The sequence below is a fragment of the Acidobacteriota bacterium genome (genome assembly GCA_016712445.1).
Classification (GTDB): Bacteria; Pseudomonadota; Alphaproteobacteria; order Caulobacterales; family Hyphomonadaceae; genus Hyphomonas.
In genome coordinates this window covers 1,351,246-1,364,729 of the sequence record JADJRB010000001.1, presented here as the reverse complement: position 1 = coordinate 1,364,729, position 13,484 = coordinate 1,351,246, and the positions used below count along the sequence as shown (strand labels likewise).

The 13,484-nt window shown below is 65.4% G+C and carries 18 protein-coding genes; 10 read left to right on the top strand and 8 right to left on the bottom strand.

Features of this window, described 5'->3' with window-relative positions; all coding sequences use genetic code 11:
• The first annotated feature begins 134 nt into the window (after window positions 1-134).
• The 5 genes from IPK75_07100 (at window position 135) to IPK75_07080 (ending at window position 2,999) form a co-directional block, all read left to right on the top strand.
• Window positions 135-953, top strand: coding sequence for an enoyl-ACP reductase (locus tag IPK75_07100; protein ID MBK8198122.1), 819 nt, complete (start codon window positions 135-137; stop codon window positions 951-953).
• 6 nt (window positions 954-959) lie between these two features.
• Window positions 960-1,226: a hypothetical protein gene (locus tag IPK75_07095; protein MBK8198121.1), complete on the top strand. Its 267-nt coding sequence runs from the start codon at window positions 960-962 to the stop codon at window positions 1,224-1,226.
• 220 nt (window positions 1,227-1,446) lie between these two features.
• Window positions 1,447-1,704, top strand: a complete 258-nt coding sequence (locus IPK75_07090; GenBank protein ID MBK8198120.1) for a YjhX family toxin — start codon at window positions 1,447-1,449, stop codon at window positions 1,702-1,704.
• A 73-nt stretch (window positions 1,705-1,777) separates the two neighbouring features.
• Window positions 1,778-2,548 carry a hypothetical protein gene (locus IPK75_07085; GenBank protein ID MBK8198119.1) on the top strand — a complete coding sequence of 257 codons (771 nt, stop codon included), beginning with the start codon at window positions 1,778-1,780 and terminating at the stop codon, window positions 2,546-2,548.
• On the top strand, window positions 2,541-2,999 hold the full coding sequence (locus IPK75_07080; protein MBK8198118.1) for a GFA family protein: 459 nt from the start codon (window positions 2,541-2,543) through the stop codon (window positions 2,997-2,999). Before IPK75_07085 ends, IPK75_07080 begins: the two co-directional genes overlap by 8 nt.
• A 5-nt stretch (window positions 3,000-3,004) precedes the next feature.
• Here the strand turns inward: IPK75_07080 and IPK75_07075 are convergent, their stop codons facing one another.
• Complete coding sequence (locus IPK75_07075) at window positions 3,005-3,835, bottom strand: CAP domain-containing protein (GenBank protein ID MBK8198117.1); 831 nt, start codon at window positions 3,833-3,835, stop codon at window positions 3,005-3,007.
• Window positions 3,836-3,909: 74 nt separating this feature from the next.
• Between IPK75_07075 and IPK75_07070 the strand changes: the two genes are divergently transcribed.
• Window positions 3,910-4,614: a zinc transporter gene (locus tag IPK75_07070; GenBank protein ID MBK8198116.1), complete on the top strand. Its 705-nt coding sequence runs from the start codon at window positions 3,910-3,912 to the stop codon at window positions 4,612-4,614.
• On the opposite strand, the gene udk is transcribed toward IPK75_07070, so the two are convergent.
• The 3 genes from udk to rpsO form a co-directional block, all read right to left on the bottom strand.
• The gene (udk, locus tag IPK75_07065; GenBank protein MBK8198115.1) at window positions 4,611-5,303 is read right to left on the bottom strand and encodes a uridine kinase; all 693 of its coding nucleotides are present in this window, start codon (window positions 5,301-5,303) and stop codon (window positions 4,611-4,613) included. The genes IPK75_07070 and udk overlap by 4 nt on opposite strands.
• A gap of 90 nt (window positions 5,304-5,393) precedes the next feature.
• Window positions 5,394-7,523 (bottom strand): polyribonucleotide nucleotidyltransferase, encoded by a 2,130-nt coding sequence (gene pnp / locus IPK75_07060; GenBank protein ID MBK8198114.1) that lies wholly within the window; start codon window positions 7,521-7,523, stop codon window positions 5,394-5,396.
• A gap of 66 nt (window positions 7,524-7,589) precedes the next feature.
• Window positions 7,590-7,859 (bottom strand): 30S ribosomal protein S15, encoded by a 270-nt coding sequence (rpsO, locus tag IPK75_07055; protein MBK8198113.1) that lies wholly within the window; start codon window positions 7,857-7,859, stop codon window positions 7,590-7,592.
• 241 nt (window positions 7,860-8,100) lie between these two features.
• Here rpsO and IPK75_07050 point away from each other — a divergent pair, with 241 nt between their 5' ends.
• Both IPK75_07050 and IPK75_07045 read left to right on the top strand, forming a co-directional pair.
• The gene (locus IPK75_07050) at window positions 8,101-8,571 is read left to right on the top strand and encodes a DUF2721 domain-containing protein (protein ID MBK8198112.1); all 471 of its coding nucleotides are present in this window, start codon (window positions 8,101-8,103) and stop codon (window positions 8,569-8,571) included.
• 104 nt (window positions 8,572-8,675) lie between these two features.
• Complete coding sequence (locus IPK75_07045) at window positions 8,676-9,716, top strand: NAD(P)-dependent alcohol dehydrogenase (protein MBK8198111.1); 1,041 nt, start codon at window positions 8,676-8,678, stop codon at window positions 9,714-9,716.
• On the opposite strand, the gene truB is transcribed toward IPK75_07045, so the two are convergent.
• Window positions 9,713-10,654 carry a tRNA pseudouridine(55) synthase TruB gene (gene truB / locus IPK75_07040; GenBank protein MBK8198110.1) on the bottom strand — a complete coding sequence of 314 codons (942 nt, stop codon included), beginning with the start codon at window positions 10,652-10,654 and terminating at the stop codon, window positions 9,713-9,715. The two genes, IPK75_07045 and truB, sit on opposite strands and share 4 nt — an antisense overlap.
• 176 nt (window positions 10,655-10,830) lie before the next feature.
• Between truB and IPK75_07035 the strand changes: the two genes are divergently transcribed.
• The gene (locus tag IPK75_07035) at window positions 10,831-11,268 is read left to right on the top strand and encodes a MarR family transcriptional regulator (protein ID MBK8198109.1); all 438 of its coding nucleotides are present in this window, start codon (window positions 10,831-10,833) and stop codon (window positions 11,266-11,268) included.
• A 105-nt stretch (window positions 11,269-11,373) separates the two neighbouring features.
• Entirely contained in the window at window positions 11,374-11,796 is a 423-nt protein-coding gene (locus IPK75_07030; protein ID MBK8198108.1) for an organic hydroperoxide resistance protein, read from the top strand.
• A 24-nt stretch (window positions 11,797-11,820) separates the two neighbouring features.
• Here IPK75_07030 and IPK75_07025 read toward each other — a convergent pair whose 3' ends face one another.
• The 3 genes from IPK75_07025 to IPK75_07015 all read right to left on the bottom strand — a co-directional run bounded on the left by IPK75_07025 (window position 11,821) and on the right by IPK75_07015 (window position 13,474).
• Window positions 11,821-12,438, bottom strand: a complete 618-nt coding sequence (locus IPK75_07025) for a hypothetical protein (protein ID MBK8198107.1) — start codon at window positions 12,436-12,438, stop codon at window positions 11,821-11,823.
• Window positions 12,439-12,545: 107 nt separating this feature from the next.
• Window positions 12,546-12,947 (bottom strand): 30S ribosome-binding factor RbfA, encoded by a 402-nt coding sequence (rbfA, locus tag IPK75_07020; GenBank protein MBK8198106.1) that lies wholly within the window; start codon window positions 12,945-12,947, stop codon window positions 12,546-12,548.
• Complete coding sequence (locus tag IPK75_07015; GenBank protein MBK8198105.1) at window positions 12,947-13,474, bottom strand: YcxB family protein; 528 nt, start codon at window positions 13,472-13,474, stop codon at window positions 12,947-12,949. The genes rbfA and IPK75_07015 overlap by 1 nt, the downstream gene beginning before the upstream one ends.
• Window positions 13,475-13,484 lie beyond the last annotated feature (10 nt).

Genomic DNA, 13,484 nt, shown 5'->3' with positions numbered 1-13,484 from the left:
GGCGGCGCCGGCCGGAACCCTGTTTTCGGGAAAGCGGATTGCAGGATGCATGCCGGAACGCGCCGGCCAACTTGACGTGCCCCGCTGGCCCGCCTAGCCCAGCCATCAAGCAAGAGACGCAAAGGGAGGCCCGGATGGCTGATGACTGGAACATGCCCAAGGGCGACCTGATGAAGGGCAAGCGCGGCGTCGTGATGGGCGTGGCGAACCAGAACTCGATTGCTTGGGGCATTTCGAGCCAGCTGGCCGCGCAAGGCGCCGAGATCGCGTTTACCTACCAGGGCGAGAGCCTTGAGCGCCGGGTGCGCCCGCTGGTCGAATCGATCGGCATGGACACGATGATCCCGGCCGATGTCACCGATGATGCGAGCATGGACGCTGCCTTCGCCGCCATCAAGGCGAAGTGGGGCACGATCGATTTCCTCGTTCACTCGATCGCCTTTGCCGGCAAGGACGAGTTGCAGGGGTCGATGGTGGCCAATACCACGCGCGAAGGCTTCCGCCGCGCGATGGATATCTCCGTGTACAGCTTTATCGACTGCGCGCGCCGCGCCTCGGAGCTGATGCCGGAGGGCGGCTCGATCATCTGCATGACCTATCTCGGCGCCGAGCGCACTGTACCGTCCTACAACGTCATGGGCGTGGCCAAGGCGGCGCTTGAAGCCTCGACGCGCTACGCTGCGCGCGATCTCGGCGTGAAGGGCATCCGCGTCAACGCCATCTCGGCCGGCGCGATGCGTACGCTGTCGCTCGCTGGCATTCGCGGCGGCAAGAGCCTGATGGGCACGGGGCGCAACTGGTCGCTGCTGAAAGAGGACACGAGCATGGAAGGTGTCGCCGGCTGCGCGCTCTACCTGCTCTCGCCGCTCGGCCGCTCGATCGCGGGCGAAGTGATCCACGTCGACGCCGGCTTCCACGTGGTGGGCGTGCCGGACGCGGCCGAGGAAGAATAGGCTTCCATGATCCCCGCGCTGCACCGTCTCGAGAAGACCTGCACCGCGTGCCCTGCCCAATGGGAAGGGGAATTGTCCGACGGCACCTGCTTTTATGTGCGCTACCGGTTCGGCGTGCTGCGCGTCGGCTTTGGTGCAACGCCGGACGCGGCGGTGGACGATGCGCGGTTCGAATGGGAACTGGGCGACGGGCTGGACGGCTGGATGGAGTGGGACCAGGCGAGCGACTATTTCGACCGCGCCGTGCGCGCCCAGTATGCCGGGGGTGACTAAGCCGGCGGCTTGACGCTTGGGGCCGGCCGCGCGAAACTGGGCGTCCATCGAGGTGAGTATGCTCCGTACCCTGTCTGAGTCCCGTTGAGGGGCCTGCCGTTCCCGCACTGAACCTGTGCAAGGCAGGCCGACGAAAACGATGAGCCCGGCGAACTGCGCCGGACACGTTTTCATGCGCCCCTCCCCCTGCGGCCGGGGCGCGGGACCAGAGACTTCCACAATGGACATTTCGCGCGCCGAACAGCGCATCCTCCACCTGCTCGCGCAAGGCGGGCGGATCGACCTTATCCGGGACGACGCCGGCAAGCCGGCCGAAGCGCACTGCTTTTCGCGCGACGGCTGGCGCTATGCGAGCTTCGACCTCGACCTTTTCCGCAAGCTGAAGCGGCGGCGCACCATCGCCTCGCAAGGCGGCAAGCCCTACCGGATCACCCGGCGGGGCCTGCAACTCGTCCGGTCGCAGCCGGATAATTGCTGACAGGACGGGCGGCGAGCCAGGCCGGTCTCGCCGCCCTCTTGCGCCCGCGCCGAAATTACCAGACGTTTTGAACATGAAACGCTTTCATGTCCGCGCCGCTGCGCCCTTGATGACCCTCGCCCTGCTCCTGCCCGGCTGCCAGACCGCGCCGGCCTCCACGCGGCTGCTCGCGGCCGACGGAACCGTCTGTGCGGGCGCGGAGAAATTCGATGTCGCCGCGATCAAGGCGATGAACCTGGCGGAAGCCTCGGACGAGGAAGCGCATATCTTCGAGTATACGCAGATCACCCCGCTGCCGCCCGGCGCCGAAGAGGCCGACACGCGCATCCGCGTCCGCGTGCCGGCGAGCGGCATGTGGAGCCTCGATACGCGCGTCACGCTCTGGAAGATCGCGGACGGCAGCTGGCAGATTGCGACGGACAATATCAATTACGGGGCGCCTCCGCCGCCGCCTCCCCCGCCGCCGCCGGTCGACGAGAACGGCAATCTGTTGCCGGGCTTCGAAGGCTGGGAACCGCCACCGCCCGCCCCGCCGAAACCGCCCTATCTCTGGTCCGCGCTCGACGCCGGCGCGGCGGCCGAGCTCGATGCCTTCCTCGCCGATCCCTGTTTCCTCAACGGGCCCGACCGCCTGCCCTATTCGGTGCCGATGAACGAGATCGACGAGTACGGACGAGAGGAATGGCTTTGCCCGATGGATTCGGCCTACTACATGGCGGAAGTGAAACAGCCGGGCCGGCCTGCGCGCTACATTTCCCATTCCTGCTACATGGACTTCGCGGTGTCGAAACTGCTGACGCGGGCGGCTTACCTGACCGCCTCATCGGCGCCGGCCGATGAGTGACGCCCCTCTCATCCGCATGGCGTCCTGTCGCTGCGGCCAGCTGACGGCGGCGTGCCGGGGAGAGCCGGTGCGCGTGTCAGTGTGCCATTGTCTCGAATGCCAGAAGCGCAGCGGCAGCGCCTTCGCGGCGCAGGCGCGCTGGGCGGATGCCGACGTGGACCTGCGGGGCACGTGGAAGGTGTGGGAACGCACGGCGGACAGCGGCCACCGCGTCACTTATCGCTTCTGCCCCGACTGCGGATCAACGGTCGCCTACACGATCGAGGACTGGCCGGGCGTTACGGCGGTGCCGCTGGGCGCCTTTGCGGGCACGCCGATGCCGGCGCCGGGATTCTCCGTGTACGAAGACCGCAAGCTGGACTGGGCACAGGTGACCGGGGACGTGCAGCGCTCAACCTCCGAGAGCGCGGCACGGCGGCCGGGCCTCGACCTGCTGAAGAAACGGGACTGAGCGCCTCAGGGGGTGACGGTGACGGCGGGGCCGAGGAAGCGGATCCAGTAGAAGGACAGTGCATCCTCGCCCGGCTGTGTGGCATAGGCGGCGAGGCGGGCATCGCCCTTCACACCAGTAAGGTTCACGGCCGGAATCTCGAGTCCGTCACCATTGACGAGATCGAAGCGCACGAACTTCCAGCCTTCGAGGCCGCGCGGCGCGCGCAGGCGCGAAGTGCCCGACAGGCGGAGCGGGGCTGCTTCCGGCAGCGTACCGGAGAGGCGCAGGAAAAGCTGCGTCACCCAAACACCGCTCCGTGTGCGAACGACCCCGAAGGCGACGTGCGTCGCTTTCGGGTGCAGGATGTTCTCGCGGTGACCGGGGCTGTCCATGAGATTTTCGTGCAGGCGGCGCAGGGCAAAGTCCGGGTCGATACGACCCGGCGTCTTCGAAACGGTCGCGACATTCTCGGCGGAAAAGTCGGCCAGCGCCGTGCGGTCGAGCGCGGCGATACGGTCATCGCCCGAGCGTCCGTCCGGGCCCTCATGGCCGAAGAAGCTGTTGACCGCCATGTCGAGGCTGTGGAAGCGCGCCGCGGGGCGAAGCTCGGGGCGCAGCGCGACGGGCGGCAGGCCGGCGGCGCGGCGTTCGGCGTTCACGCGGGCGAGGAAGCCTGCCTCCATGCCGGCATCGAACTCGAAGCCCTCCGGCGGCGCCTCAAGGCAGGCGCTGGCGCGGCCGACATAGCCCGCCACATCCGCGGGGCGACCGGCCAAGCCCGCATCGCAGACCTGCGCGAACGCCGGGGCGGCGAGCGCGAGGAGGCAACCGATCAGGGCAATCAGGCGTTCCACATCCGCGAGAATAGCCCGGTCGGCGAGGCGCCGACAGAGGCCAAGCGCACAGGCCCGAACCTCCGGAGACGGACATGCTGACCCTCTCGATTGTTGTTGCCGTCGTGTCCGGCGCCCTGATCGCCGGGGCGCTCTGGGGCGCGTTCGGCAAACTTCCGGACCAGCTGGAAGGGTTCCTGATCGCGCTGGCGGGCGGAGCGCTGATCCTGTCGGTCGTCACCGAACTGATCCAGCCTTCCATCGATGAGGCCTCGCTGGCGACGGCCGCACTGTGGACGCTCATCGGCGCCGCGGTGTTCACAGGCATCGACTATCTCGTCGATGAACACTGGGGCAGCGACAAGGGCGGCGGATTGCTGGCGGCGATCACGCTGGACGGGTTGCCGGAGAACCTGGCGCTTGGCGTGGCGCTGATCGGGGCCGATGCGCTGGCCGTCGCCGCACTGGCCGGATCGATCCTGCTGTCGAACTTGCCGGAGGCAGCAGGCGGCGCGCGGGAAATGGTCAAGGGCGGCATGTCGAAGGCCGGCGCCCTCGCCCTGTGGGCTGGCACCGCGGCGCTGCTCGGCGGATCGGCGGTCGCTGGCAACCTGCTGTTCGAAAACGCGCCGCCGCCGGCGCTGGCGGCCGTCCGCTGCTTCGCGGCGGGCGCCGTGATCGCCTCGCTCGCGACCGAAGTGTTTCCGAAGGCGTTCAAGGAAGACCGCCACCTTTCGGGCATTGCGACTTGTCTTGGCTTCCTGCTGGCGCTGATCCTAAGCGAGGGGCTCGGCGCCTAGGCGGGCATGACCCCGGCGGTCTGCAGGCGTGCCAGGACGGGCGCCATCATCCGCTCGATTGCCTCGCCTGAGGGCGTCGTATCGCCGTAGGCCGGCAGGCCCTCGTCAGCAATCACGAGGTCGGCCTCGAACATGGCCGGATAGGTGAACCGGTAGTGGGCCGCGCGCACGGTCGACATGTATTGCAGGAGGACGGAATCCACCGTGCGGCCGCGTTCGATCACGTCGCGCCGGATACGGCGCGCAAGGCGCAGGTCGTCCGGCGTGTCGACATAGACCGACAGGTCGATGAAGTTGCGGATCTTCGGCATCGACAGCGCGTGGATGCCTTCGAGGATGAGCACGGGGGCGGACTCGATGCGGCGCGTCTTCTTCGAGCGGTCATGCTTTTCGTAGTCATAGATCGGCTGCTCGATGGTCTCGCCGGCCTTGAGAGCGCGCAGATCGGAGACCAGGTGGTCGACTTCCTTTGATTTCGGGTCGTCATAGTTGATGCCGGCGACGAGCGCGTGGCGCTCCTCCTCGTTCTTCGGCGCGCCGTAGAAGCTCATCGGGTGGTAGTAGGCGTCCTCCCCGAACATCACGGCCTGGCCGGGACCGAGACGCTTGAGCAGCGCGATCGCCAGCGTCGACTTGCCGGAGCCGGAGCCGCCGGACATCGCGATGAGGAAGGATTTGCGTTTGGTCATCGACGTGCCCCTTTGCCGGAAACCCGGTTTCCATGAAAAAGGGCCGCCCTGCAAGGAGCGGCCCCTTCCGATTGCCTGCTGGCAGGAACCTTATTCGCCGGCGTCGGCGCCTTCGATTTCCTTGCCGGTCTCCTGGTCGACGACCTTCATCGAGAGGCGGACCTTGCCGCGCTCGTCGAAGCCCATCAGCTTGACCCAGACCTTGTCGCCTTCCTTCACCATCTCTTTCGGATGGCCGATGCGCTTGTTGGCCATCTGCGAGACGTGGACGAGGCCGTCCTTGGGACCGAAGAAGTTCACGAAGATGCCGAAGTCTTTCATCGACACGACCTTGCCTTCGTAGATCTCGCCGACTTCGGCTTCCGCCGTGATGCCCTTGATCATCTTGATCGCGGCATCGATCGACTTGCGGTCGAGCGCAGAGATCTGGACCGTGCCGTCGTCCTCGATGTTCACCTTGGCGCCCGTCTCGTCGACGATGCCGCGGATGACCTTGCCGCCGGAACCGATGACGTCACGGATCTTGTCGACCGGGACTTTCATGATTTCCATTTGCGGGGCGGTGTCAGCGAGCTTGCCGCGCGAAGCGGTGAGGGCTTTCGCCATTTCGCCGAGGATGTGCTCACGGCCGCCTTTCGCCTGCGCGAGGGCCTTGCCCATGATTTCGCGGGTGATGCCGGCAACCTTGATGTCCATCTGGAGCGAGGTGATGCCGTTGGCAGTACCTGCGACCTTGAAGTCCATGTCGCCGAGGTGGTCTTCGTCACCCAGGATGTCGGAGAGGACGGCGAAATCCTTGCCTTCCAGGATGAGACCCATCGCGATACCGGAGACCGGGCGCGTGATCGGCACGCCGGCATCCATCATGGCCAGCGAGCAACCGCAGACCGTGGCCATCGAGGACGAGCCGTTGGACTCGGTGATCTCGGAGACCAGACGGATCGTGTACGGAAAATCCTCGTGCTTCGGCAGGACAGCCTGCAGCGCGCGCCAGGCGAGCTTGCCGTGGCCGATTTCGCGGCGGCCAGCGCCGCCCATGCGGCCGGTTTCACCGACCGAATAGGGCGGGAAGTTGTAGTGCAGCATGAACTTCTGTTTGTGCGTGCCGTCGAGACCGTCGATGTATTGTTCGTCGTCGGACGTACCCAGCGTGGTGACGCAGATGGCCTGCGTTTCGCCGCGCGTGAACAGGGCCGAGCCGTGCGTGCGGGGCAGGAAACCTGCTTCCGAAACGATCGGACGGATCTGGTCGAGCTTGCGGCCGTCGATGCGCTCACCCGTTTTCAGGATGTCGCCGCGCACGACCGAGGCTTCGGCTTCCTTGAAGGCGGCCTTGAACAGCTCGCCCGACATTTCGCCGGGGGCTTCCTCGGTGCCGACGAGGGCGGCTTTCGCCTTGTCGCGGGCTTCGCCGACGGCGGCATAGCGCTCGCCCTTGGCGGTGATCTTGTAAGCCTTCGACAGGTCCTTGCCGACGATCTTCTCGATGGCGGCAACGGCGGCGGAGTTGTCTTCCGCTGCGAATTCGAACGGCTCCTTCGCGGCTTTCTCGGCGAGTTCGATGATCGCGTTGATCACGGGCTGCATGGCGTCGTGGCCGGCGACAACGGCGCCGAGCATGACGTCTTCGGAAAGTTCGTAGGCTTCCGATTCCACCATCATCACGGCGTCGGCGGTGCCGGCGAGGACGAGGTCGAGATCGGAGTCTTCGGTTTCGGCGATGGTCGGGTTGATGACGTACTTGCCGTCGATATAGCCGACGCGGGCAGCGCCGATCGGGCCCATGAACGGCGCGCCGGAGAGCACGAGCGCGGCGGAGGCGCCGATCATGCCGACGATGTCCGCATCGTTCTCGAGGTCATACGAGAGGACGGTGACGACGACCTGGACTTCGTTCTTGAACCCCTTGACGAACAGCGGGCGGATCGGGCGGTCGATGAGGCGCGAGGTCAGCGTCTCTTTCTCGGTCGGGCGGCCTTCACGCTTGAAGAAGCCACCGGGGATGCGGCCCGATGCGAAGTATTTTTCCTGGTAGTTGACGGTCAGCGGGAAGAAGTCCTGACCCGGCTTGGCCGACTTTGCATAGACGGCAGTCGCGAGGACCGAGGTTTCGCCATAGGTGACCATGACGGCGCCATCGGCCTGACGCGCCACATGGCCCGTCTCGATGGTGAGTGTGCGGCCGGCCCATTCCAGCGACACGGATTGCGTATTGAACATGTCTGTCTTTCTTTCACATACGAAAAGCCCGCCGCGGCCCTATTGCCCGGCGGGCTTGTTTTCGACCTAGCGGCGGATGCCGAGTTCCGTGATGAGCTTCGTGTAACGTGCCTCATCCTTGCCCTTGACGTAATCAAGGAGCTTCCGGCGGGTGGCGACCATGGTCAGCAGGCCCCGGCGGGAATGGTTGTCTTTCTTGTTGTCCTTGAAGTGGTCGGTCAGGTTGTTGATGCGATAGGTGAGGATCGCGACCTGCACTTCCGGCGAGCCCGTGTCGCCCGGTTTCGTGGCGAACTTCTTGATGAGCTCTTGCTTCTTTTCAGCGGTAATCGACATCGGATAGCCTTCTGGTTAGGCGCCCGCAGGCGCTGGGTTCACTAATCGCCTGAATTGGCGGGGTTTTTTGGGATCGGGCCTTATCGAGTTGGCCACAGCCGGGATGTCGTCCAGCAGGGTCAGCAGGCAAGCCTCCGCCCCAAAAACGGGCTTATGACTCAAATGGGGGGGAATGGGAAGGGCTTGGGATGTTTCCTGCGCCAAACAGGGTAAACTCAGGCAGGATTCGCCCTGGACTCCCATGATGACGCCCCTGCCCCTCCCCTCCGACATCGCCCACATCATCCAGCTGGCCATCGCGCCGGTGTTCACGCTGGCCGGCATTGGCGGGCTGCTGAACGTCATGGCGAACCGGCTCGCCCGCGTCGTTGACCGCTGGCGGGCGCTGGAGGCGGAACTGGCCGGGGCGGCGGACGCGGTACACGCGCGCCACATCAACGAGCTTGGCATCCTCGACCGGCGGATGGCGCAGATCCACCGGGCGATTGCGCTGTCGACGCTGGCGGCGCTGCTGATCTGCCTCGTCATCATCCTGCTGTTCACCGGCCAGCTGGTGGCGATCCCGGTGGCGCAGGCGGTCAGCCTGCTGTTCATGGCTTCGATGGTGTTTTTGTCGGTCGCGCTGGTCTCGTTCCTGCGCGAGGTGCGCATCGCCAGCCGGTATCTGAGGGTCACGCGCGAAGTGCTGGAGGCAGGCAAGGCTGCGAGATAGTCCGCTCTTCCCCGCGAAGGCGGGGATGGGCGGATAAGCCGGACGCACTGGACTTACCGCCGTTCCGGTGAAACCCTCTCCTCAAAATCAAGGGAGAGTCCGCCATGCAAGTCGCCGCCTATGCCACTCAGGGTCCCACCGATCCGCTGAAGCCGTTCGAGATCACGCGGCGCGACCTGCAGCCCGATGACGTGCTGATCGACATCACGCATTGCGGCATCTGCCATAGCGACATCCATTCGGCGCGCAATGAATGGGGCCGGGCGAAATATCCCTTCGTGCCGGGGCACGAGATTGTCGGGCGCGTCAGCGCGATCGGTCCAAAGGTCACGAAACACAAGGTGGGCGACCTGGTCGGCGTGGGCTGCCTCGTGGATGCCTGCCTGAAATGCCCGGCCTGTCATGACGGCGACGAGCAGTATTGCGAGAAAGGCTCGGTCGGCACCTATGGCGGCACCGAGCCGGTAATCGGCGGACCGACCTTCGGCGGCTATTCGAAACAGATCGTCGTGCGCGATGCTTTCGTGCTGAAGATTTCGGAGAAGCTCGACCCCGCCGCTGCCGCGCCCCTGCTCTGCGCCGGCATCACCAGCTGGTCGCCGCTGAAGCACTGGGCCGTCTCGAAAGGCGACAAGGTGGGTGTCATCGGGCTGGGCGGGCTCGGCCATATGGGCATCAAGTTCGCGGTAGCGATGGGCTGCGAAGTGGTGATGATCACCACCTCCCCCACCAAGGGTGAAGACGCGCGCCGCCTTGGCGTCTCAGACGTGCTCGTCTCGAATGACCGTGAACAGATGAAGGCGCACCGGGGCAGTTTCGATTTCCTGCTCAACACCGTGCCGGTGAAGCACGACCTCAATCCCTATCTCGGCCTGCTGGCGCGCAACGGCACGATGGTGATCGTCGGCGCGATCGAGCCGCTGGAGCCGATGCACGGCGGCATCCTGCTCGCCAACCGTCGCAGCGTCGCCGGCTCCGGCATCGGCGGCATCGCAGAAACTCAGGAGATGCTGGATTTTTGCGCTGAGCATGGGATCGTCTGCGATATCGAACTGATCGACATGAAAGACGTGAACCCCGCCTATGACCGCGTGGTCAAAGGCGATGTGAAATACCGCTTCGTCATCGACATGGCGACGCTCTAGACGGCGAACACCCGAACGGGTTCGAAATGGCCGGCGCGCACTTCGCCGAGGGCGATCGCATCGTCACCCGAGAGGGCGAGCGCGAGGCGGTCTTCTTCGCCGGCGCGCTCACCCTGCCAGCGCTCGATGACATGCGGCAGAAGCAGGATCGTGCGGCCCTGGCGCAGGTTGCCGGCGTCGTTCGGCGTGACCTGAAGGTGCGGCATCGCGTTGAGAACGGCGTGCAGCGGCTTCAGGTGGGCGTGCAACGCGTCGCGGTCGTCGGCGAGGGCCTGCAGGTCCGCGATGGACACCGCGCCGGCGGCGTCGAAGGCGCCGACCCGGGTGCGGCGCAGCTGGCTGATATGGCCTTCAGCGCCAAGATCGGCTGCAAGATCGCGCGCGAGGGCGCGGACATAGAAGCCCTTGCCGGAGACGACGTGGATGACCGAATGATCGGCGTCCGGCATGCCGATGACCTTGGCGGCGTGGACGTCCACTTCGCGCGATTCAAGCTCGAAGGCTTCGCCGCCACGGGCAAGGTCGTAGGCGCGCTCGCCCGCGACCTTGATGGCGGAATATTTCGGCGGGACCTGCTGGATCGTGCCGACATAGGCCTTCAGGGCCGCTTCGACCGCGTCCCGGGCCGGGCGCACATCGGACGTGGCGACCGCCTCCCCTTCCGCATCCTGGCTGGCGGTCGAGATGCCCCAGCGGATGGTGAAGACGTATTCCTTGTGGGCGTCCATCGCCCACTGGACCGTCTTCGTCGCCTCGCCAAGGGCGATCGGCAGGATGCCGTCCGCCAGCGGATCAAGCGTGCCGCCATGGCCGACCTTCTCGGCATTGTAGAGCCGTTTGAGGATGGCGACGGCCTGCGTGGACGTCATCTCGACGGGCTTGAACAGGTTCAGCCAGCCCGTGACGGGCTCGCCCTTGCGTTTTCTCTGGCGGGACAAGTCATTCTCCATGGTCCGGGCGGGCGGATCGAACGCGCGCCGGGGCGGGTCAATTGAGCGCTGCCTTATCCGCAGCAGACGGGCGGCGTCAATCCACGCATCTGCAGGCGCGCGCAATTCCATTGCGTCATCGCAATTCCGGCCCAATATTACGAGCAATGCGCCTGGAGCCTGTCATGTCCGCTGCCGAAGATCCCCTTCTCCTCGACAACCAGCTTTGCTTTGCCTTGTACTCAGCGTCCCTGCAGATGACCAAGCTGTACAAGCCTCTGCTTGACGAGATCGGCCTGACCTATCCGCAATACGTGACCATGCTCAGCCTCTGGGAAGAAGACGGGGTCACGGTCGGGACGCTTGGCGAACGCCTCTTTCTCGATTCCGGTACACTGACGCCGCTGCTGAAGCGCCTCGAGACGGCCGGCCTGGTCACGCGCACGCGCAACCAGGCAGACGAGCGCCAGGTACTGATCGCGCTGACGGCGAAAAGCCGCGCCTTGAAGCTGAAGGCGGCCTGCATCCCCGAGAAAGTCGGCGCGAGGGGCGGGCTGACGCTCAGCGAGTTCCTCACATTGCGCAAGACGCTGAAGAAGCTGCGCAGCGCGCTCACCGCCTGACGGGACAGGCGCCCGCGCGGCGATCACGGAAATGTGCGGGCTTTTATATTGCACACAATCTAATTGTGTCATATATATCTGATATCGAAACTCATGGAGACCCCGATGAACATTCTTTACACGGCACATGCCACCTCGTCTGGCGGCCGCACTGGCACCGCCGCAACGGATGATGGCCGCCTCAGCGTGACACTCGACACCGTCAAGGAGTTCGGCGGCGCTGGCGGGCCGGGTACCAATCCAGAGCAGCTGTTCGCGGCTGGCTATGCGGCGTGCTTCCACTCCGCGCTCAAATTCGTGGCGAGCCAGACCGGTGTGAAAGTGCCTGCGGACTCGGCGGTGACGGCGCATGTCGGCATCGGCCAAAACCCGAAAGGTGCCGGCTTTGCCCTTGAAGTGACGCTGGAAGTGTCGCTGCCGGGCACGGATCGGGATGCGGCCGAGAAACTGGTCGAGGCGACCCACCAGGTCTGCCCCTATTCCAACGCCACGCGCGGCAATGTCGATGTCACGCTGAAGATCGTCTGACGATACCGGCGCCTCTCCGGCGGGTCAGCTCCCGGCCGGAGGGGCGTCTTCTTCCTCGTCGAACACATCGCTCGGCCGCGCGCGGGCAGGCTGGGCCGGGGCGGCCGCGCCCTTCGGCAGGCGGAGGTTCACGATATCAAGGTTCAGGTCAAAGTCGCCGGTGACGCTGGCGTCGCCGGTGTCCATCTTGTGGAGCACCACGTCGCGGATCTTGATGAGCACGTCGCGGTTGTTGTCGACGAGCGGGATCTGGCGCCCGTCGGAGGTGCCGATCAGCAGGCGGTAGTAGGGTTCCATCTTCTTCAGCTTGAGCGCAATCATCATGGCGCGCACGCCGAGAAACAGACCAACGAGCAGAAGGAACCAACCGCCCAGTACCGCATAGACAGCATGAGGTTGTTTTCCGCTTACATAGCCGATTGCAAGCGCGACCAGGGCAAAGAACAGGAAGCCGACGCAGCTGGTGGCGTAGATGCTCTGCGTCTTGCGGTTCTCCGGGGTATCCCATGGGAAAAAGTCGTGCTTCTCGACCGACATGGTGGCGATGCGGCGCACGGCGATGGTGTCATTTCCCATCTGGATCGACGCGGCGGAGACTTCGCCCTGGCGCGCGCCTTCCTGGTCAATGGTCTGGCGTTTCATGCCCGTGTTTTCCCAGCTTTCTGCCCTGCCTTCCTGTCGGAAGCGGCGGTGTTCCCGTCAAGTGACAAAGCATAAAGGCAGAAACGCGGCAAACGCCCGGCCGGCGATCAATCCTCGAGATCGCGGCGCACGCGGGGGTCCGCCAAGAGCCGGTCGATGGCGGTCGCCTCGTCATAGGACTTGTCGGCGATGAAATGCAGTTCGGGCGTGAACTTCAGTTCGATTTCGCGGCCAAGCCGGCCACGCAGGAAAGTGGCCGCGCGGTTCAGCGCGCCCGCAAGGCGCGTGCGGCCGGCCTCCGTATCGTCGCCGAGCGGCGTGACGAAGACCTTGGCGCGCTTCAGGTCCGGCGAGCAGCGCACTTCGCCCACCGTCACGAGCACGCCGGAGAGTTCAGGATCACGCAGGTCTTCCCGCGCGATGATCTCGGCGAGGGCGTGGCGGATGATTTCACCGGCGCGCAGCTGGCGCTGCGACGGAAGGCCGGGATTGGAGGGCTTGCGGGCCATCAGGAGGCAATCCTTGAAGTAACGTAGTCTTTGAAAGCGGTGCGGCGGGCAGGATCCCGGCCGAACCATTCGTCGGGAATGATCAGCGCATCGGCGCCGTTGGCGAATATCGCGGTATGGCCGTCGATGGCGGTGAGGCGGCGGATGCCGTCCCAGCGCACACGCGTCTCGACCGCGCCGCGCCGCACGCACAGGCCATCGGGTGAAACGGTCACCTGCGTGTCGAGGGTGAGCTCAGTGCCGCGCCCGGGCCGGTTGCGATAAGACCAGCGCATGAAGATGATGTACCATGCAATCGCCGCGAAGGCAGCCACGTTTGCCGAGGCAAGCAGCTGGATGAAGGGCGTCCAGTCGAGCGCGCGCCCGATATCGCGGAAAAGCAGCGCCACGCTGGCCGAGATGAACGGCGCCGTCAGGCCGGCATAGTAGAGAGCGGTTGGCCCCACGGTGCCGGACCGGCTGATGCGGACCAGTTGCTTGAGATCGCGGCTCTGCAGCCGGCCGGAAACCGAAAGGGACTCGCTCATCCTTGAGAGA

Excerpts from the sequence above, each read along its gene's own strand:
- IPK75_07100 (MBK8198122.1), top strand. The coding sequence starts at position 135 with ATGGCTGATGACTGGAACATGCCCAAGGGCGACCTGATGAAGGGCAAG.
- IPK75_07095 (MBK8198121.1), top strand. The coding sequence starts at position 960 with ATGATCCCCGCGCTGCACCGTCTCGAGAAGACCTGCACCGCGTGCCCT.
- IPK75_07090 (MBK8198120.1), top strand. The coding sequence starts at position 1,447 with ATGGACATTTCGCGCGCCGAACAGCGCATCCTCCACCTGCTCGCGCAA.
- IPK75_07085 (MBK8198119.1), top strand. The coding sequence starts at position 1,778 with ATGAAACGCTTTCATGTCCGCGCCGCTGCGCCCTTGATGACCCTCGCC.
- IPK75_07080 (MBK8198118.1), top strand. The coding sequence starts at position 2,541 with ATGAGTGACGCCCCTCTCATCCGCATGGCGTCCTGTCGCTGCGGCCAG.
- IPK75_07070 (MBK8198116.1), top strand. The coding sequence starts at position 3,910 with ATGCTGACCCTCTCGATTGTTGTTGCCGTCGTGTCCGGCGCCCTGATC.
- udk (MBK8198115.1), bottom strand. The coding sequence starts at position 5,303 with ATGACCAAACGCAAATCCTTCCTCATCGCGATGTCCGGCGGCTCCGGC.
- pnp (MBK8198114.1), bottom strand. The coding sequence starts at position 7,523 with ATGTTCAATACGCAATCCGTGTCGCTGGAATGGGCCGGCCGCACACTC.
- rpsO (MBK8198113.1), bottom strand. The coding sequence starts at position 7,859 with ATGTCGATTACCGCTGAAAAGAAGCAAGAGCTCATCAAGAAGTTCGCC.
- IPK75_07050 (MBK8198112.1), top strand. The coding sequence starts at position 8,101 with ATGATGACGCCCCTGCCCCTCCCCTCCGACATCGCCCACATCATCCAG.
- IPK75_07045 (MBK8198111.1), top strand. The coding sequence starts at position 8,676 with ATGCAAGTCGCCGCCTATGCCACTCAGGGTCCCACCGATCCGCTGAAG.
- IPK75_07035 (MBK8198109.1), top strand. The coding sequence starts at position 10,831 with ATGTCCGCTGCCGAAGATCCCCTTCTCCTCGACAACCAGCTTTGCTTT.
- IPK75_07030 (MBK8198108.1), top strand. The coding sequence starts at position 11,374 with ATGAACATTCTTTACACGGCACATGCCACCTCGTCTGGCGGCCGCACT.
- IPK75_07025 (MBK8198107.1), bottom strand. The coding sequence starts at position 12,438 with ATGAAACGCCAGACCATTGACCAGGAAGGCGCGCGCCAGGGCGAAGTC.
- rbfA (MBK8198106.1), bottom strand. The coding sequence starts at position 12,947 with ATGGCCCGCAAGCCCTCCAATCCCGGCCTTCCGTCGCAGCGCCAGCTG.
- IPK75_07015 (MBK8198105.1), bottom strand. The coding sequence starts at position 13,474 with ATGAGCGAGTCCCTTTCGGTTTCCGGCCGGCTGCAGAGCCGCGATCTC.